This is a genomic window from Bacteroides sp. RTP21281st1_H5_RTP21281_210402 (assembly GCF_040918965.1).
Lineage (GTDB): Bacteria > Bacteroidota > Bacteroidia > Bacteroidales > Bacteroidaceae > Bacteroides > Bacteroides congonensis.
On record NZ_JBCOWR010000012.1, the window covers coordinates 189,865 to 209,319 of the forward strand.

The following is a 19,455-nucleotide window of genomic DNA, read 5'->3' on the forward strand; positions in this document are numbered from 1 at the left end:
CTCTTTTAATCCTCGTCTACTATATCCAGTTTCAGTTTATCACTATCGTCCCGTTTCTCGTAATATTGTTTCCGCAACGGATTCGCACGGGCTACTTTCTCCCGCTGGCGATTACGGAACACATCAATGGCAACGTAGATTGCCTGACGGAAAGAATCTTCACTTGCCACTCCCTGACCTGCAATGTCATAGGCAGTGCCATGAGCCGGAGAAGTGCGCACTACCGGCAGACCTGCCGTATAGTTCACCCCGTCGTCCATTGCCAACGCCTTGAACGGAGCCAGTCCCTGGTCGTGATACATAGCCAGGATACCATCGAAATGAGTATAATTGCCCGAACCCATAAAGCCGTCGGCCGCATATGGGCCGTAGCAGAGGATTCCTTTTTCTTCCATTTCCTTCATCGCAGGAATAATTATTTCCTGTTCTTCCATCCCCAGCAAACCACCGTCTCCGGCGTGAGGATTGAGAGACAACACTGCAATGCGCGGGGCACCGATACCGAAATCCTGTTTCAGGCAATGATGAAAGATCATCAACTTCTCCTGAATCAGTTCCTTGGTAATCGTAGTTGCAATCTCCCTGACCGGGATATGTGTCGTTACCAAAGCCACGCGGAAATCATTCTTCATCAGAATCATCAATGACTTGTCGCCATTGCCCAAGCGTTCTTCGATATATTCTGTATGTCCGGGGAATGAAAACTCTTCCGAATGGATGGTATGTTTATTGATAGGAGCTGTCACGATAACGTCAATCAGACCTTCACGATATTCTTCGATGGCACGTTCCAATGCTCCCAAGGCAGCTTTGCCCGCTTCGGGATCAGGTTTGGAAAATTCCACTTTCACTTCATCGTCCGTACAGTTCACTACGCTCAAACGGTTGTATCCCGCTTCGGAAGCCGTATTGACAATACTGAAGTTAGTCTGAATATCCAATGCTTTCCGATGGTAAGCAGCCACTTTGGGTGAACCGTAAATAATCGGAGTACAAAGTTCCAACATGATAGGATCTGAGAATGTCTTTAAAATCACTTCATAGCCTACCCCGTTTATATCTCCCTGGGTGATGCCGATTCTTATTTTGCTATCTTCCATTTCTTTACTTATTAGTTTTTTCCGCTTCCTTAGATACACCGCCCAATGGAATCTGGTTCTGCTGAACTTCATTCGGAAGTTTCAGCGTGTAAAGAGATGCTTCCATCTGGCGAACCAGGTTGCGTTTCATTTTATCAGGTGAATAAACAAATATCTCTGCTGTAATAATCCGTTGGTTTTTCTCGTCCAGGCGAGTGTGTGATACATACGGGCCACCCATGAAGTCACCCTTCATGCGCCATAGTCCGCGTGCTTCCAGTGTGTAGCTGTTTTGCACATTGATTGGGCGTACATCCGTCAACAGACTGTCGGTTGACATATAAACGCCTTCCTTGAATCCGGGGATATTGGCCTGCATCACAGAGTCACGTTTGTGAACGAAGTATTCTTTGGTGAAGGTGTCCTTATCGGTATAAGGATAAGAGTACATTACGAAATTCTGGTCGGCAGTACCTGTGTTGGTAGAAGCCCAGAAGAAATCTTCACCGGTCTTGGAGTTGGTCAACTCGGCAGGCAGCCAGATGTTACATCCGAACAGGCTGTCCACCTTCTGTGAGATGAAGTTGCTGTGCTTCTTTTCGAGGAAAGTGATCTGACGGTTCATTTCCGCACGGGTAAAGAAATCGACAATCGTCTTTTTATTTTCTTCCACAAACTTCCCGAACTCTTCTTCATTCGGAGCCTGGATAGTCAGAATCATCTGCGGATTGGCATATACATCTTTCGCATACTTGAAAGAAGCTTTCGTATATATATCCTGTATGTCTACAATAATAATGTTACGTATCAGCTTCAGCGTAGAATCATAATCTTTCGGTGAAGTGTACATGATACGGAAAGAAGGTTCCGATTGCGGCAAGCCGGGCACGTCAGAATCAAGTGCATCATGCAAAGCCCTTCCGGCCGCACGATCCCAAACACCGTGATCTACTACTACCAAAAGCTCGTATGCACGTCCACTAGAAGTGTGGTTTCCTTTCAGACCACAAGAAGCAACGACAAAGGCTACCAAAGCGATGCTCAAATAAAAAAAGTACTTTTTCATGATGTTCGGTTTTATATATTAACTCTGATTATTTTCCTCTTGCTTCGCTGTCGACAACATGCCGCAAGCCGCAAAAATATCTTCTCCCCTTGAAGAACGGATCGTAGTGAAAAGCCCGTGCGACGTCAGATAGTCACGAAAACGGGTCATCGTATCCATATCCGCCCCTTCAAGATTGACTCCCGGTATGGCATGGAAACGAATCAGATTCACCCTGCAATCCAATCCGCGAAGAAGTTTCAGCAACTCTTTGGCATAGACTTGCGAGTCATTAAGCCCCTTAAAAACAATATATTCAAACGAAAGTCGGCGCTGTTTACTAAAATCATAGTTTTTTAACAGTTCCACCATTTCAGTGATGGAGAACGCCTTTTCCGCCGGCATAAGTTCGGAACGTTGTGCAGTCACCGGAGAATGCAGGCTGATAGCCAGGTGACAGTCGCTTTCTTCGATAAAACGCTGCAATCCTTTCCGTAGGCCGACCGTAGAAAGAGTGATGCGCTTCGGACTCCATGCATATCCGTAGGAAGCGGTCAGTATCTCCAATGACTTCAATACTTCGTCGAGGTTGTCGAGCGGTTCGCCCATGCCCATCATCACCACATTGGTCAGTTTGTCACGTTCGGGCAATGAATGGATTTGGTTGATTATCTGATTGGCGGTCAGGTGTGCTGTAAAGCCCTGCTTTCCGGTCATACAGAACTTGCAGTTCATCTTGCAGCCTACCTGTGAAGAGACACAAAGCGTCGCCCGGTCATCATCGGGAATATAAACCGATTCTACAAAATGACTATCACCAACCCTGTACAAGTACTTCACCGTACCGTCCACAGAGCGCATTTCATCGACCGGTGTCTCTGCTCCTACCTCATAGTTCTGCTTGAGCAGCTCCCGGTTCTTCAATGACAAATTAGTCATTTCATCAATCGAGGTTACCTTCTTCCCGTAAAGCCATTCCACAATCTGCTTGGCGGTAAAGCCGGGCATTCCCAGTCTTTTCACCAACGATTGAAGCTCCACAAGGTTCATTCCTAAAAGAGGATATTTAGACATCATTCTTTCCGTTCATGGTTTATATTTGCAAATGTAAGGAAATAAAGTCGATTTCCGTATAGCGATAATGTAAAAGTTAACAAAAAAGGTCGTTCCCGAAAGAGGAACGACCTTTTACAGTTATCGTTTATACGATTAATTCTTAGAAGAACAGGAAGCGTGTATCTTTCACATTTGCTTTCAGATACAAGTCGTTCATCAGACGGCTGGCGAAACGTGCGTGCATATTAGCCAATGTAGCTTCTTCTGTTTTTGCATCGAATGTTTCGTTCAGTTTGTCTTTGCCATATACTTGCAGAACAAATACTCCGGCGTTACCTTTGATAGGAGCGCTCAACTTGTTCACTTCAGAAACAGAAGCATAAGCGCCTACCAGCGGTTCGCTGCTGCGCAATGCAGATACGTAAGCAGGAGCTGCGAATGTAACCATCTTCAAAGAGTCGCTTACAGCGTCAGTCATAGACTTATACTGGTCGAATGAAGTTGCGTTGGCAGCCTTCATGTCAGCCATGATCTTTTCAGCTTTCTTATCTTTTACGATTTCAGCTCTCAACTGCTCCTGTACGGCTTTCAGCGGACGGTATCCTTCCGGTTTGATGTTTACCAAGCCAACCACAATCATGTGATCGCTTTCGCCGCATTCGTATAAGCCGGAAACTTCACCCGGTTTAGCTTTATCAAATGCCCATCTCAAAGCTTCTTTTGTACCTCTCACACCACCGATACCATGTTCAGAGCTATTCAAGTCAGCCCTATCCAACAGTCTGTATCCGGCTTCTTCAGCATTAGCCACCATCTTCTCAACAGAAGGATTAGCAGCGATAAACTGGCTGAAATCATTGTAAGCACGGTTGTAAGTTTCTTTACTGAACTCTACCTCACGCTTGATAACAGCTACTTTATATTTGTCTTTTACGGCTTTCTTGTTAGTCACCTGAAGAATTACGTTAGCTTGTCCCATCGGCAAGTTTACCAGTTCGTTCACACCTGTGCTGTTGATAGCAGAGATGAATTTCAGGTTATCACCATCGATCTGCGCACCTTCATATTGTGCGGCAGTCAACCAGTTAGAGTCACCTGTCTGACCGTATTTCTTAGCCAGGTCTGCGAAGTTTGCACCACCTTTAAGAGCATTGTAGATACTGTCTGACAAAGCCTTAGTCTTCAATGCATCTTCAGCATACACCTGAATCTGACGGAATTCCACAGAGTCGGCAGCAGCAGCTTTAGCTACAATCTTGAAAGAGTTGATAGTATTATCACCACCATTGTAGTAAGGGCCGTAAACAGTACCTACGGAAGCAGAGTCCAAACGAGCCACTACATCCGACGGGAATGCCGTCTTGTTATAGAACAGGTCTACATAAGGAGCTTCAGAACCTACCGAGCGAACAAACGATGTATAATCATCTGTTGTAGTAGCCAACTGTGCAGTTGCTTCATCTACTTCTTTTTGGATAGCAGCTCTATCTTCAGCGCTTGCAGTCACCTGAACATCAATGTATTTGATGTCACGAGTTTCCTGATATTGCTTGAACTGTTCTTTCTTCTTGTTGTACAGGTCTTTCAATTCCGATTCTTTCACTACGATAGTAGAGTCTACTACTGAAGAGTAAGGAACGCCTGCCAGCAATACATTGTATTGGTTCACACGCGCGTCGAAAGCATCCTGTGCTTCTACCGGATTAGAAATAAGAGCCTTGGAAACCAACGCCTGGTATTTTTCAGCCAAACGGCTTTGAATCAATGTCTTCTGGATGAATGACCAGTATTTATACATGTTGTTGTATTGTTCTGCATACTGTGCCGGCATCTGTGATTCGCTCATCTTCGCATATTCAACGAGGAATTTGTTCAACATATCCTTGTCAAAGTTTCCTGTTTGCGGATTCTGGAAAGGAGTCTGACGCAGCAAAGGATGGACTCCAGCCTTCAGGATATCCTGAATTTCAGCATTAGAAACAGTCAGTCCCAGTGCTTTAGCTTCTTTTTCAATCAGTTTATTGTTTACGTAGGAACGCCATACTTCGTCGCGCACCTGGTTGGTCTGATCGTCGTTCAAGGCGGTCACTCCACGCATGAGTTTCACCACTTCGGCATATTCTTCTACCAAATTCTGATACTCTTGAGCGGAAAGAGCGTCTCCGTTCACCTCACCTACGTCATGTGCCTGATGCGGCTGCATCACCTTCCATGCGTCACCCGCAATGAAAGCAAACAGCGCCAAGCCGATAACAATCACCAATAGAGGTCCTTTCGACCTAATGTTTTGTAACGTTGCCATTTTGATTAATACGATTTATGTTTATTATTATTTCTTTCTTTTGTCGTTTTAGCGCACGAAGATACAAAAAATGCTAATATGCATCTATTTATTAGCCAAAAATTTCTTGATTATCGCTATTATTCCAAGACTTTCAAGCGCACAAGTTCTATTTTTGTCGCCGTGACCTTGATTATCTTGAACTGATAGTGCCCTACCTGAATGATTTCATGCAACTTCGGGAAACTCTGATATTGATTGAGAATCAACCCGCCCACCGTCAGATATTCGTCCGACTCGGGCAAATCCAGCCCGAATGTTTCATTCACTTTCTCTATTTCCAAACGAGCTGACAACACATACTCGTGTTCCTCAATCTGCTTGCAGATATAGGAAGTGTTGTCGTGTTCGTCTTCTATATCGCCAAAAATCTCTTCTACCAAATCTTCCAACGATACTATGCCGGATGTCCCACCAAATTCATCCACCACCACAGCAATCGTTTTCTTCTGCTGCATGAACAGTTTCATCAGTTTGTGGGCAGACATCGTTTCAGGCACAATCGGCACCTGTTTCACATTATCATGCCAGTTCTTCGGAGCACGAAACATTTCCGACGAATGAATATAACCAACCACATTGTCGATGTTGCCGTCATATACGATAATCTTGGATATACCGGACTCTATGAATCGACTTTTCAGTTCGTCCAGCGAAGTAGTCAGGTCAACCGCCACCACTTCCGTACGCGGAACGATACAGTCACGGATTTTTATATTCGAGAAATCAAGCGCATTCTGAAAGATTTTCACTTCCGTATCCAGTTCTTCTTCGTTCTCAGCATTGTCGATGCTACTTTGTACGAAGTAATCCAGATCGACTTTTCCAAAAGCAATATCGGACGCGTCCTTGTTCACTTTCATTCCGAAAAGACGAAGGAACAAACAGGATACACCGGAAGCGAACTTGGATATAGGATATAAAATGACATAACAAACAATAAGCGGAACGGCAAAGACATTCAAAACCAGATTTGGATTGATCTTGAACAATGTTTTCGGCAAGAACTCTCCGGTCACCAATATAATCAAGGTAGAAATAATGGTCTGCGCCAGCACCATCAGAAAGTGATTCTCCATGAATCCTGACAACAAGTTATCACCGATTATCTGCGCCATCAGGATACCGTAGATAACCAGCGCGATATTGTTCCCCACCAACATAGTAGAGATAAATTCATTCGGATTCTTGAAAAAGATAGAAAGGATACGGGACGTTATTCCGCCCTTGCGTTCCATTTCAAAACGCAGTTTATCTACTGAGACAAAAGCGATCTCCATTCCTGAGAAGAAAGCGGAGAAGACCATGGTGATTATAAGAGAGATATAAATATTCATAAGTTTTGATTTACGATTAGACGATTCACGAGGTACAATTGATATTACTTCGCCTATTTCGCAGCATCTTTATTCACAGAATCCGGCAGTGCTTTTGTTTCCGGTTGGGGCGGACCACCCGCTTCATCGTCCACATAGAAAATGCCTTCTATATTATGAATGGTATAAACAGTCATTTGTTGATTGGAGTCGAAGCCATGTCCGGTAATAATTCTATCCGGTTGTTGGATACGTATGAACTTGTCTGAATATACTTTTTGGGTGGCTTCGTTCCAGTAAAGCAGTTCCGTATTAAAACGTTCGCCTTTCCGATTTTGTATATCTACATTCCCTATCAGCTTCCAAAGCCTTTCTTTGTTATAATAATAGGCGGTATCCGCTTTGATACTGGCTTCTACATGAAAGATAGAATCGAATTGTTCCAGATATATTCCTTTTTCAAATGCCCAATAAGGTGGAACTTTGCGGTCGTACATCGACCATTCTTCCGTATTCACCCTATAACGCGTTACTCCGGAATCGGATATAAGAGTAGTGACCCCCAATGTACGCATTGCCGGAAGAGAATCGCGTTCGGTGATAGCCTCACCCACTGCTTTCGTCTTACCGCCGCATGAGGGAAATAAAAGAAGCATAACAATTGTCCCAAGGACAATTGTTATGCTCATGCTTTTATGCAACAAACGTTTACTTCGTTTTCGCAACATACATTTATCGAATCGTTGTAGTCTCTCCGATCCAACCGCCGATAGTGATGCGGTCGCCTTGCTTGTAACCTAACATAAAGAGGTCCTTAGCCTGCGGAGTATGCCCTGAATATCTACCGATTAAGCTGTTAGCTTCTTCAGCTACACTTGGGTCTACTTGTTTTGCACGTTGCAATTTGTCGATTACTGCAAAATATGTACACTTGTTCAAAGCGTTTTCGTCACTCCAGTTAGGACTCATTGCATAAAGGTTAGCAATCAGAATGTAAGGAGCACCATAGTTTTCGTTGTAGCTGATAGCTTTCTGACAGTAAGCTCTGGCTTGAGACAACTTCTTGGCAGAAGCCAATACTGCTGCCGCAGCATACGCCTTTTCGGCTTTCTTCACATTATCAGTTTCCAGGTTTATTGCTTCGTCAAAGAACTTCACGGCGCCGTCAATGTCACCTTTCTTGAACGCCTGATAAGCACAACCGGTAGCTGCTTCTGCTGTCGGCTCAATTTTGTATGAATAGAAAGATGCCTGTTGATAAGCGTCACTTTCAGTACATCTCATCATTTTCATGATGTCGATTACTTTCTTCAAGTATTCCAAATCCTTTTGGTTAGCTTCCACTTTCGGGCCATAGATACTTTGCAGTGATTCGCAGTCAGCAGTTCCACTGTTTACAAACAGAGCAACCAGGTTATCTTTAATACCTTGCAGATTTTTCTTCTTTGCTTCATTAGTTTCAGCAGCGATAGCACCGTCAGCATATTCAGAAGCAGCCAAGTAATCCTGGATGAATTGTTCTTTATGGTTAGGGTCTGCTTTCAGTTTATCCAATGACATTTGCAGGAAATAGAACAAAGTGGCAGCAGCCGATTCAGCTTTCACTGCATTTACAGACTGGCTCAGCCATTGATAAGCCTGATTTACGTCAATCTTCGGAGCCAAAGCAATATAGTCTACCGCTTTGATACCCAACGCTTCCTCAGGAGAAGATACTTTGGTTCCTTTAGCCAGGAAATCAGGCGTGTATTTGATACGCAAATCATGCGTATTCATCAGTTCATCAAAATATTTTTGGTATTCCGGATTATTCTTGTCCTTGATTTGAGCCATCAAGCCTTTCAGAATTTTATATCCGTCAGTAAAGGTATAGAAACGAAGCGTCGGACAGTTTTCCAACACAGCTTTCCAAGGAGTATACGCATCTTTAAAATTACCTGCACGCACAGCTTCATGCGAAATACTACTGTTTGAATTACAGTTTGACGCATCCTGTGCTATTGCAGTGGTTGCCCCTGCTGAAAGGACCAACATAGCCACAAGCGTTTTAATCTTCATTGTATTTAAATTTTAGTTGTTATTATAAAGTCGTCTATTCTCTCTCACTTTGTTTCAACTTAATTATTCTACCCTGCGTTTAAAGAACCAACGCTCGTTGAACGTCAATCCGATACTCACACGGAAGATATTTTCATTCACAAAATTCGTTTCCTGTCCACTCACACGGACAAACTGTCCGCTGATGCTAAGGATAGAACGTGAACGGGGTACAGGCAAACCGAAACCGGCAGTTACGCCATATTCGCGGGCAGCCTTTTTACCGTCAATCTTATAATACGGAGTCGTATAATAAGCTCCCAAACGGTATTTGATATGGGATAAGTAAGAACGTCCTATTAAATTAGGAATGTATTCCGCACCCACTGATATTTTATGACGGTCATTATAAGCATAAGTTTCCTCAAACTCTGCACGCGTAGCATCATCTGTGGCAGCTACACCGAATTTAGCCTTAGACCATTGTTGCAAACTATAATCCACGCCGACTGTCAACCGCCTGTCATAATTGTATGTAAAACCGACTCCGAACATATTCGGAAGTTCCAGCGTAGCATCCAAATCATTACTGTTGGTCGTACTAGCCTGTGTCGTTATAGTATAATCATTATTCAGTTTATGCTTTGGAGAGAATACTGCTCCAATAGTCACTGAATGTTTTTTACTTAATTCCTGCGTATATTGTGCACCGAAATCCAGTTTATAGTCCGAAACAGAAACCCCTATCTGCTGTACATAAGAGTAAGATTCCGATGTCGCGGGATAAATAATGGTACGTGCACGGGTTATATCTCCCCAAAAATAAGAAGCATTCACTCCCAGTGAAAGATTCTTCAGTACTTTTACACCGATACCACCATAAAGCTGATGCAATCCCCCATCTCCCGTAAAACTCCGGGTCTGACTGACTCCGTTTTCATCTTTACTGTCAGATACAGAATATCCCACATTCGAGAATGGCAACAAACCTACACTCATCGCTATCCTGGGATGCAGACGAAACTGCATAGCCAGGTAGTCGAAACTAGAGTTCTTGGCGTTCAGTTTCACACCGCCGCCACTAACATTCATATTTTGCAGACTGACACCCCCTTCAAATAGGAAAGTCAACGAGTCAATGGCTGTATACGAAGCAGGATTCAATGGATTGATCTGTGCTCCATCCCGGAGTCCAAAAGCAATTCCTCCCATCGCTTTGCTATTTCCGAAACTTTGATCGGACAAGTCGCCATAGCCATATCGTGTATAAGGAGAGTTTGTATTATTTTGAGCAATTGCCATTCCGGTAACCATCGTGAGCAAAAGCGCACATAGTGTGTGTTTAAATCCTACCATTATTATAGTTTAAAATTCTATTTAATCCTTTCAACACTAAAAATCTATCTGCAAAGATGATACTTTTTACGCTGCTATCAAAAGAAAAATCATCTCCGCCCGTTAAAAAAACCAAAAGTTCAGGATATTTATGCTTCATAGACTCAATATAACCTGAAATTTCGTATTCCATGCCTTTCAACACTCCGGCGCGTATAGCGGTTTCGGTGTCCCGTCCCATCGGGAGTTTACGCCCGTTGGAGTCAATCAGGGGCAAGCGTCCGGTGAACTGGTGAAGTGCCTTGAAACGCATCTGCATGCCGGGAGAAATATTACCACCATGATACTGCCCTTTCGAGTCAATAAATTCATAAGTGATACAAGTTCCTGCGTCAATGACCAATATATCGTTGTGAGGAAACTGCTCATTAGCACCTACCACAGCAGCCATACGGTCGTACCCCAGCGTTTCGGGAGTTTCGTACAGATTGACCACCGGTAAGGGCGTTTTGTAGTTGAGCCACAATAGAGGAAACGGCAAAGCTGCCAAATCGGCAAGTATCCGTTCGCTTAAATCAATGACAGTAGCCACAATTCCCTGCTCTATCGGGTATTTGGAGCAAAGAGCTTTCAAACAATCCAATGATTGATTGGATTCAGTCAGCACTTCCACCATCTCCCCATTATTGAAGAGGGCGACTTTCGCCATTGTATTTCCTATGTCGATAATTAAATTCAATGCATTTTCATCTTTAGCGGGCGCAAAGGTAAAGTAAAAAAAGAGAAATTGAAGCATATAGAGGGAATTATCTTGTTTTTTCATTTTAGAAAATCCGGTTATTGCGAAAATCGAACTATCTATTTTTAAATAGATATTTTATTATTTATTGTTTATAATGTGTTACGCAAAGCGTTACGCACGTTATTTTTCGCCACATACAAACCATTAATTTACAATGCATTGCAATGCAAATTCAGTGTTACGCAAAGCGTTACGCTACCAGTTTACAAATATCCCCTCAAACAGAGGCTCTGTTGCATCCAAACGAAGCGTCTATTTACCCCAAACAGACGCTCTATTCAGATAAAACAGACGCTCTGTTTCCCGAATCCAACAATTCTTTGTATATTCGCCGCAAAAATAAAACGAGCCTACTAATGAAACGGTCTTTTTTATATTCAATCTTTTCTCTTTTTCTGTTGCTTCTGCCCTGCGGACAAACAACTGCCAACAGCAATGACTCCATCCGTCTCAGCCTGCTGACCTGCGCTCCCGGAGAAGAGATATATTCCTTGTTCGGACACACAGCTATCCGTTACGAAAATCCTTCACAGGGTGTAGACGTTGTTTTCAACTACGGCTTATTCAGCTTCGATACTCCAAACTTCATTTTCCGTTTTTCTCTCGGAGAGACAGATTATCAACTGGGAGCCACCAATTACTCCCATTTTGCAGGGGAATATGCTTTCTTCGGACGTAGCGTGTGGCAACAGACCTTGAACCTGACTAATGAAGAAAAAATCGACCTAATCCGGTTATTACAAGAGAATCACCGCCCTGAAAACAGGGTGTACCGTTATAATTTTTTTTACGACAATTGTGCTACCCGTCCCCGTGACAAGATAGAGGAAAGCATTGCAGGCAAAGTGATTTATCCCACTGAACCGCAGGACGGTTCCCGTTCATTCCGTGATATTGTACATCAATATTGCAAAGGACATCCGTGGGCACGTTTCGGCATTGACTTATGTATCGGAAGCGAAGCAGACCAACCTATCACGCAACGACAGATGATGTTTGCGCCTTTTTATCTGATGGATGCCTTTGCCGGGGCACAGATTAAGAATGACTCCATACAACGCCCGCTTACAGAAGCCAGTGAATTGATCGTTGACGCAACTCCCGAAGAGGATGAAAGCGGATGGATACCCACTCCTCTGCAATGTGCGTTACTCCTATTTATATTAACGGCCGGTACTACCATCTACGGCATCCGGCGAAGAACCGGATTATGGGGTGTCGATCTACTTCTCTTCGGTGCGGCAGGTATCGTGGGATGCGTTCTTGCCTTTCTTGCCCTCTTCTCTGAACATCCGGCTGTCAGCTCCAATTTTTTATTGCTGGTGTTCCATCCGGGACAACTTCTTTTCCTGCCATATATCATTTATTGTGACCGAAAAGGGAAGAAATGTTGGTATTTAACCCTGAATCTAGTCGTTTTAACACTTTTTATAGTGCTTTTTCCACTAATTCCGCAGAGATTTGACTTTGCTGTTGTACCTTTGGCACTCTGTTTGCTGATACGTTCAGCGAGCAACTTAATAGTGACATCTAAAAAGAAATAATGAAAGGACTACTAACTTCCCTCATCACCGTACTCACCTTCACAGGACTGCAAGCACAGTCGTTACCTACCGCGCCTAAACTTGTGGTAGGGCTGACTATTGACCAACTGCGTACGGATTACCTGGAAGCATTTTCGTCACTCTATGGCGAGAAAGGCTTCAAGCGCCTTTGGAAAGAGGGAAGAGTGTTCTATAATGCCCAATATACTTTCAGCGGTGTAGACCGTGCCTCGGCCATAGCTGCCATTTACAGCGGTACGACTCCTTCCATGAACGGAATCATCTCCAAACGATGGATGGACGCATCTACCCTGCGTCCTGTCAACAGCACGGACGATACGGCCTTCATGGGTTACTATACCGACCAAACGTGTTCGCCCGGCAAATTACTAACTTCTACCATTGCCGACGAGCTTAAAATAGCGACGCAGGGCAAAGGGCTTGTATATGCCATCGCCCCTAAATGCGACGCGGCTATTCTTGCTGCCGGACATGCCGGAAACGGTGCTTTTTGGATGAATCCCAATACGGGAAAATGGAGCGGAACCACTTATTATGGAGAATTTCCCTGGTGGGCAAGCCAGTACAATGACCGCCAAGCTGTCGATTTTCGTATTGCAAACATAACTTGGGAGCCTGTTTTTCCACGTGGGATGTACACTTTCCTGCCAGATTGGCGGGACATGGTTTTCAAATATAAATTTGACGATGACCGTAACAATAAGTACCGACGTTTCATCACAAGCCCTTTTGTGAACGATGAAGTAAACGCTCTTGCCGAAGAAGCACTGAACAAAAGTTCAATCGGCATGGATGACATAACTGACTTATTGGCACTGACCTATTATGCCGGTAACTATGCACATAAATCCGTACAGGAATGTGCCATGGAAATGCAGGATACGTATGTACGTCTCGACCGCAGCATTGCCAACCTGCTCGAATTGCTCGACAAGAAAGTAGGTCTGCAAAATGTACTTCTTTTCGTCACTTCCACCGGATATACGGACAGCGAATCAGCCGATTCGGGACTTTATAAGATTCCCGGCGGAGAGTTCTATCTCAACCGTTGCGCAGCTTTGTTGAATATGTACCTGATGGCTACGTATGGTGAAGGCAAATACGTGGAAACGTATCATAACCAGCAGATTTACCTCAACCATAAGCTACTGGAACAAAAACAACTGAACCTGACGGAAGTACAAGAGAAGTCCGCCGAATTCCTCATGCAATTCAGCGGAGTGAACGAAGCGTACTCCGCCAACAGGCTTTTATTGGGTTCATGGACACCGGAGATTTACAAGATACGTAACGGATACCATCGCAAACGTTCGGGCGACCTGGTGATTGACGTCCTTCCCGGATGGACAATGGTGGACGAAAACACCAGTGAAAGCAAAGTAGTACGCCATTCTTTTATTCCTTCACCGCTGATTTTCATCGGTCACTCGGTGAAACCGGCTATCATACAGACTCCTGTAACTATTGAACATATCGCGCCTACACTGGCACATTTCATGCGCATCCGGGCTCCCAATGCCTGTTCGGCTGCACCCATTACCGACTTACGGTAAAAGTTTACTCACAAAAACAGGGTGCAAAACATTAATAAATCAGCATTTTAATGTAACTTTGCGCAAGAATTCTTAAATAGATAAATAATAAACATACTTATATAACATGGGATTTAATGAAATTTTAAGCTCGATTTTCGGAAACAAATCCACGCGAGACATGAAAGAAATCAAACCCTGGGTAGAGAAAATTAAAGCTGCTTACCCGGAGATTGAAAAACTGGACAACGACGCACTCCGTGCCAAAACGGAAGAAATCAAAAAATACATCTATGAATCGGCTTCCGCCGAACGTGCGAAAGTGGAAGAATTGAAAGCGGGTATCGAAAGTATCGAACTGGAAGACCGCGAAGAAGTCTTTGCACAAATAGACAAGACAGAAAAGGAAATTCTGGAAAAATATGAAAAAGCGCTGGACGAAGTTCTGCCCGTCGCTTTCTCCATCGTGAAGTCAACTGCCAAACGTTTCGCAGAAAATGAGGAAATCGTAGTGACTGCTACGGATTTCGACCGTCAGCTTGCTGCTACAAAGGATTTTGTCCGCATCGAAGGTGACAAGGCGATTTATCAGAATCACTGGCTAGCCGGCGGCAACGACACGGTGTGGAACATGGTTCACTATGACGTACAGTTGTTTGGTGGTGTCGTTCTGCACAAAGGTAAGATTGCGGAAATGGCAACCGGTGAAGGTAAGACGTTGGTAGCTACTCTCCCGGTATTCCTGAACGCATTGACCGGAAACGGTGTGCACGTGGTAACCGTGAATGATTATCTGGCAAAACGTGACTCCGAATGGATGGGGCCTCTTTATATGTTCCACGGTTTGAGCGTGGACTGTATTGATAAACACCAACCGAACTCTGATGCCCGCCGCCAGGCATATATGGCTGATATTACGTTCGGTACGAACAACGAATTCGGTTTTGACTACCTGCGTGACAATATGGCTATCAGCCCGAAAGACCTGGTACAGCGTCCGCACAACTACGCTATCGTCGATGAGGTTGACTCCGTATTGATCGATGACGCACGTACTCCGTTGATTATCTCCGGCCCTGTGCCAAAGGGTGACGACCAACTGTTCGAGCAACTTCGCCCGTTGGTAGAACGCCTAGTAGAAGCACAGAAAGTTCTAGCAACCAAATATCTGTCAGAAGCCAAGAAGCTGATCGCATCGAATGACAAGAAAGAGGTAGAAGAAGGATTCCTTTCCTTATATCGTAGCCATAAATGTCTGCCGAAGAACAAGGCTTTAATCAAGTTCCTGAGTGAACAGGGCATCAAGGCCGGTATGCTCAAGACGGAAGAAATCTACATGGAGCAGAACAATAAGCGTATGCACGAAGTTACTGACCCGTTGTATTTTGTTATCGACGAGAAGCTGAACAGTGTAGACCTGACAGATAAGGGCGTAGACCTGATTACCGGTAATTCTGAAGACCCGACCTTGTTCGTTCTTCCCGATATCGCCGGACAACTCTCGGAACTGGAAAATGTGCCGAACCTGACTAATGAAGAGAAACTTCAGAAGAAGGATGAGTTGCTGACTAACTATGCGGTTAAATCGGAACGCGTACACACGATCAACCAGTTGCTGAAGGCTTACACGATGTTCGAGAAAGACGATGAATATGTAGTTATCGACGGACAAGTGAAAATTGTAGACGAACAGACCGGCCGTATCATGGAAGGTCGCCGTTACTCTGACGGTTTACATCAGGCTATTGAAGCTAAGGAACGTGTGAAAGTGGAAGCTGCTACGCAGACTTTCGCCACGATTACTCTGCAGAACTACTTCCGTATGTATCACAAGCTGTCCGGTATGACCGGTACCGCCGAAACGGAAGCAGGCGAACTTTGGGACATCTATAAATTGGACGTAGTCGTAATCCCGACCAACCGCCCGATTGCCCGTAAGGATATGAATGACCGCGTTTACAAAACTAAACGTGAAAAATATAAAGCTGTAATCGAAGAAATCGAGCGATTGGTTCAGGCAGGACGCCCGGTACTGGTAGGTACTACTTCGGTAGAAATCTCCGAAATGCTGAGCAAGATGCTTACCATGCGTAAGATTGAGCATAGTGTGCTGAATGCGAAGTTGCACCAGAAAGAAGCTGAGATTGTAGCGAAAGCCGGTTTCAGTTGCGCGGTAACGATTGCTACCAACATGGCAGGTCGTGGTACCGACATCAAGCTGAGTCCGGAAGTGAAAGCTGCGGGCGGTTTGGCTATTATCGGTACGGAACGTCACGAATCACGCCGTGTAGACCGCCAGTTGCGTGGTCGTGCAGGACGTCAGGGTGACCCAGGTTCTTCCGTGTTCTTCGTGTCACTGGAAGATGACCTGATGCGTCTGTTCTCTTCCGACCGTATCGCGAGCGTTATGGATAAACTCGGTTTCCAGGAAGGCGAGATGATCGAACACAAGATGATTTCCAACTCTATCGAGCGTGCACAGAAGAAGGTGGAAGAAAACAACTTCGGTATCCGTAAGCGACTGTTGGAATATGATGACGTAATGAACAAGCAACGTACCGTTGTTTATACGAAACGCCGCCACGCTTTGATGGGTGAACGTATCGGTATGGATATCGTGAACATGATTTGGGATCGTTGCGCCAACGCTATCGAAAACAATGATTTCGAAGGCTGCCAGATGGAACTGCTTCAGACGTTGGCTATGGAAACTCCGTTCACCGAAGAAGAGTTCCGCAACGAGAAGAAGGATAAGTTGGCTGAAAAGACTTTCAACATCGCCATGGAAAACTTCAAGCGCAAGACTGAACGTCTGGCTCAAATCGCCAATCCGGTTATCAAGCAGGTATATGAGAACCAAGGACATATGTACGAGAACATCCTGATTCCTATCACGGATGGCAAACGTATGTACAATATCTCCTGTAACCTGAAAGCGGCTTACGAATCGGAATCCAAAGAAGTGGTGAAAGCATTCGAGAAGTCAATTCTGCTTCACGTCATCGACGAGGCATGGAAAGAGAATTTGCGCGAACTGGACGAACTGAAACATTCCGTACAGAATGCCAGCTACGAACAGAAAGACCCGCTGTTGATTTACAAACTGGAGTCTGTGACTTTGTTTGACGCCATGGTTAACAAGATTAATAACCAGACTGTATCTATCTTGATGCGCGGACAAATTCCTGTACAGGAAGCTCCGGACGAACAAGCTGCACGCCGTGTAGAAGTACGTCAGGCCGCTCCCGAACAACGTCAGGACATGAGCAAGTATCGTGAGAACAAGCAGGATTTGACTGATCCTAACCAACAGGCTGCTGCCAACCAGGATACCCGCGAACAGCAGAAGCGCGAACCGATCCGCGCGGAAAAGACAGTAGGACGCAATGATCCTTGTCCATGCGGAAGCGGTAAGAAGTACAAAAACTGTCACGGTAAAAACGTTTAAAGAAATTGAGAATTGAAAATTAAAAATTGAGAAACAAGAGGTTTCTATTTCTTAATTCTCTATTTATAAAAGAAAGTCTCAAACGGTTAAAAACTGTTTGAGACTTTCTTTTATTCTTTCAAAATAGTACTTTTGTTCAAATTACTAAAGAGAACAAAACTATGGCAAAATCTTATTCACTGGCTTTCGTTTCTTTGTTCCTGTTGGCATTGAGTAGTTGCCAAAGCCTGGAGCAGATTTCCATTGACTACCTGCAACCGGCAGACCTTAGCTTCCCACCGCAACTTCGAAAAGTGGCAGTTGTGAATAACACCAGCAATGCGCCGGATAACAAACTAATAACGCAATCTGATAAAATCAAAGAGAACTCGCCGATAGTAAGCCGCGCAGCGGCTTATGTGAATGGAGATACTAAAGTCGCAACAGAGTCGCTGGCTGAAGAGATTGCGCATCAGAACTACTTTGATGAAGTGGTAATTTGTGATTCTGCTTTGCGGGCAAACGACAAGTTGGCTCGTGAAAGTACGTTGAGCCAGGAAGAAGTCCGCAAACTAGCTTCGGATTTAGGGGTGGATTTAATCATTGCCGTAGAAAATCTACAACTCAAAGCGACGAAGACTGTCCGTTATCTGGATGAGTTCAATTGTTTTCAAGGGGCTGTGGATGTCAAGGCTTATCCTACTGTCAGAATTTACCTGCCCGAACGGAGCAGACCGATGAATACGCTTCACCCTAACGACAGCATCTTTTGGGAAGAATTCGGTGCTTCGGCAGTAGAAGCTGCCACACATATGATTTCCGATAAGGAAATGTTGCAGGAAGCCGCCGAATTTGCAGGAACGATTCCGGTGAAGTATATTGTTCCGGTGTGGAAAAAAGGAACACGGTATCTATATACCGGCGGTTCGGTACCAATGCGGGACGCAGCCGTTTATGTACGCGAAAATTCGTGGGATGACGCATACGAACTATGGCGCCAGGCTTTCGAAGGTACGAAAAGTGAAAAGAAGAAAATGCGGGCTGCTCTTAATATTGCGGTTTACTATGAAATGAAAGACAGTTTGTCCCAAGCGCAGGAATGGGCTGAAAAAGCACAGCAGTTAGCCAAGAAGATTGAGAAAAAAAATGTATCGGATAATATGCATGCCACCATTGACGATGTGCCGAATTATTATCTCACCAGCCTGTATTTGGCGGAGTTGAAGGAGAGAAATAGCCAATTACCTAAGTTAAAGATGCAAATGAGTCGATTTAATGACGATTTTTAAGAAAATCGTGTATCAAATCTTATTTTTTTTATACCTTTGAACTAACAAAAAGAAGGAACCCATGAAATTGAGCCAACAATCACAATCTATTATCGAAGCGGCTATCCAAAAGGCAGTCGCTAAATATACATGTAACTGCGAACAAACTATTGTTACTGACATCCATCTTCAACCGGACCAAGCTTCGGGACAACTGACTGTTTGCAACGATGATGATGAAGAATTGGCAAACATCATGATAGAAGAATGGACTACATATGACAGTGATGATTTCCTGGAAAACGTGGAACCTTCCCTGCGCAATATCCTTTGCAGGATGAAAGATGCGGGTGACTTCGACAAGGTTACGATTCTGAAACCTTACTCGTTTGTGCTAGTGGATGAGGATAAGGAAACGGTGGCTGAGTTATTGCTGGTGGACGATGATACGATACTGGTGAATGACGAGCTACTGAAAGGATTGGATAAAGAGTTGGATGATTTTCTGAAAGAGTTGCTGGAAAAATAATTTTCTAAAACTTTCGAAAGAAAGAACATCAGATTTCCATATAAAATGATAATCGGAAGCAAACAGGATTTCACTCCTACCTTTGCTTCCGATTATTTTTTATATGGAACCTATCAATCACTA

General features: G+C 44.3%; 14 protein-coding genes. 5 read left to right on the top strand and 9 right to left on the bottom strand.

Features of this window, described 5'->3' with window-relative positions:
* Positions 1 to 5: 5 nt before the first annotated feature.
* The 9 genes from pdxA to AB5443_RS17775 form a co-directional block, all read right to left on the bottom strand.
* Positions 6 to 1,100 (bottom strand): 4-hydroxythreonine-4-phosphate dehydrogenase PdxA, encoded by a 1,095-nt coding sequence (gene pdxA, locus AB5443_RS17735; protein WP_368113789.1) that lies wholly within the window; start codon positions 1,098 to 1,100, stop codon positions 6 to 8.
* 4 nt (positions 1,101 to 1,104) lie between these two features.
* Positions 1,105 to 2,145, bottom strand: coding sequence for a DUF4837 family protein (locus AB5443_RS17740; RefSeq protein WP_044656599.1), 1,041 nt, complete (start codon positions 2,143 to 2,145; stop codon positions 1,105 to 1,107).
* Between the two features lie 18 nt (positions 2,146 to 2,163).
* Entirely contained in the window at positions 2,164 to 3,198 is a 1,035-nt protein-coding gene (gene rlmN, locus AB5443_RS17745; RefSeq protein ID WP_368113886.1) for a 23S rRNA (adenine(2503)-C(2))-methyltransferase RlmN, read from the bottom strand.
* A gap of 142 nt (positions 3,199 to 3,340) precedes the next feature.
* Complete coding sequence (locus AB5443_RS17750) at positions 3,341 to 5,482, bottom strand: peptidylprolyl isomerase (protein WP_368113788.1); 2,142 nt, start codon at positions 5,480 to 5,482, stop codon at positions 3,341 to 3,343.
* A 119-nt stretch (positions 5,483 to 5,601) separates the two neighbouring features.
* The gene (locus AB5443_RS17755; RefSeq protein ID WP_368113786.1) at positions 5,602 to 6,858 is read right to left on the bottom strand and encodes a hemolysin family protein; all 1,257 of its coding nucleotides are present in this window, start codon (positions 6,856 to 6,858) and stop codon (positions 5,602 to 5,604) included.
* Between the two features lie 53 nt (positions 6,859 to 6,911).
* Positions 6,912 to 7,526, bottom strand: a complete 615-nt coding sequence (gene lptC / locus AB5443_RS17760) for an LPS export ABC transporter periplasmic protein LptC (protein ID WP_368113785.1) — start codon at positions 7,524 to 7,526, stop codon at positions 6,912 to 6,914.
* 43 nt (positions 7,527 to 7,569) lie between these two features.
* The gene (locus AB5443_RS17765; RefSeq protein WP_044653368.1) at positions 7,570 to 8,895 is read right to left on the bottom strand and encodes a hypothetical protein; all 1,326 of its coding nucleotides are present in this window, start codon (positions 8,893 to 8,895) and stop codon (positions 7,570 to 7,572) included.
* 63 nt (positions 8,896 to 8,958) lie between these two features.
* Entirely contained in the window at positions 8,959 to 10,230 is a 1,272-nt protein-coding gene (locus AB5443_RS17770) for an OmpP1/FadL family transporter (RefSeq protein ID WP_073347858.1), read from the bottom strand.
* On the bottom strand, positions 10,217 to 11,005 hold the full coding sequence (locus tag AB5443_RS17775) for a type III pantothenate kinase (protein WP_073347857.1): 789 nt from the start codon (positions 11,003 to 11,005) through the stop codon (positions 10,217 to 10,219). The genes AB5443_RS17770 and AB5443_RS17775 overlap by 14 nt, the downstream gene beginning before the upstream one ends.
* 362 nt (positions 11,006 to 11,367) lie before the next feature.
* Between AB5443_RS17775 and AB5443_RS17780 the strand changes: the two genes are divergently transcribed.
* The 5 genes from AB5443_RS17780 to AB5443_RS17800 all read left to right on the top strand — a co-directional run bounded on the left by AB5443_RS17780 (position 11,368) and on the right by AB5443_RS17800 (position 19,332).
* Positions 11,368 to 12,555 (top strand): DUF4105 domain-containing protein, encoded by a 1,188-nt coding sequence (locus tag AB5443_RS17780; protein ID WP_022137664.1) that lies wholly within the window; start codon positions 11,368 to 11,370, stop codon positions 12,553 to 12,555.
* Positions 12,555 to 14,129 (top strand): alkaline phosphatase family protein, encoded by a 1,575-nt coding sequence (locus AB5443_RS17785; RefSeq protein ID WP_022137665.1) that lies wholly within the window; start codon positions 12,555 to 12,557, stop codon positions 14,127 to 14,129. The genes AB5443_RS17780 and AB5443_RS17785 overlap by 1 nt, the downstream gene beginning before the upstream one ends.
* A gap of 106 nt (positions 14,130 to 14,235) precedes the next feature.
* Entirely contained in the window at positions 14,236 to 17,556 is a 3,321-nt protein-coding gene (secA, locus tag AB5443_RS17790) for a preprotein translocase subunit SecA (protein ID WP_195408376.1), read from the top strand.
* Positions 17,557 to 17,717: 161 nt separating this feature from the next.
* Positions 17,718 to 18,824: a DUF6340 family protein gene (locus tag AB5443_RS17795; protein WP_368113783.1), complete on the top strand. Its 1,107-nt coding sequence runs from the start codon at positions 17,718 to 17,720 to the stop codon at positions 18,822 to 18,824.
* A gap of 61 nt (positions 18,825 to 18,885) precedes the next feature.
* Positions 18,886 to 19,332, top strand: a complete 447-nt coding sequence (locus tag AB5443_RS17800) for a hypothetical protein (protein ID WP_044656051.1) — start codon at positions 18,886 to 18,888, stop codon at positions 19,330 to 19,332.
* Positions 19,333 to 19,455 lie beyond the last annotated feature (123 nt).

Excerpts from the sequence above, each read along its gene's own strand:
- pdxA (WP_368113789.1), bottom strand. The coding sequence starts at position 1,100 with ATGGAAGATAGCAAAATAAGAATCGGCATCACCCAGGGAGATATAAAC.
- AB5443_RS17740 (WP_044656599.1), bottom strand. The coding sequence starts at position 2,145 with ATGAAAAAGTACTTTTTTTATTTGAGCATCGCTTTGGTAGCCTTTGTC.
- rlmN (WP_368113886.1), bottom strand. The coding sequence starts at position 3,198 with ATGTCTAAATATCCTCTTTTAGGAATGAACCTTGTGGAGCTTCAATCG.
- AB5443_RS17750 (WP_368113788.1), bottom strand. The coding sequence starts at position 5,482 with ATGGCAACGTTACAAAACATTAGGTCGAAAGGACCTCTATTGGTGATT.
- AB5443_RS17755 (WP_368113786.1), bottom strand. The coding sequence starts at position 6,858 with ATGAATATTTATATCTCTCTTATAATCACCATGGTCTTCTCCGCTTTC.
- lptC (WP_368113785.1), bottom strand. The coding sequence starts at position 7,526 with ATGAGCATAACAATTGTCCTTGGGACAATTGTTATGCTTCTTTTATTT.
- AB5443_RS17765 (WP_044653368.1), bottom strand. The coding sequence starts at position 8,895 with ATGAAGATTAAAACGCTTGTGGCTATGTTGGTCCTTTCAGCAGGGGCA.
- AB5443_RS17770 (WP_073347858.1), bottom strand. The coding sequence starts at position 10,230 with ATGGTAGGATTTAAACACACACTATGTGCGCTTTTGCTCACGATGGTT.
- AB5443_RS17775 (WP_073347857.1), bottom strand. The coding sequence starts at position 11,005 with ATGCTTCAATTTCTCTTTTTTTACTTTACCTTTGCGCCCGCTAAAGAT.
- AB5443_RS17780 (WP_022137664.1), top strand. The coding sequence starts at position 11,368 with ATGAAACGGTCTTTTTTATATTCAATCTTTTCTCTTTTTCTGTTGCTT.
- AB5443_RS17785 (WP_022137665.1), top strand. The coding sequence starts at position 12,555 with ATGAAAGGACTACTAACTTCCCTCATCACCGTACTCACCTTCACAGGA.
- secA (WP_195408376.1), top strand. The coding sequence starts at position 14,236 with ATGGGATTTAATGAAATTTTAAGCTCGATTTTCGGAAACAAATCCACG.
- AB5443_RS17795 (WP_368113783.1), top strand. The coding sequence starts at position 17,718 with ATGGCAAAATCTTATTCACTGGCTTTCGTTTCTTTGTTCCTGTTGGCA.
- AB5443_RS17800 (WP_044656051.1), top strand. The coding sequence starts at position 18,886 with ATGAAATTGAGCCAACAATCACAATCTATTATCGAAGCGGCTATCCAA.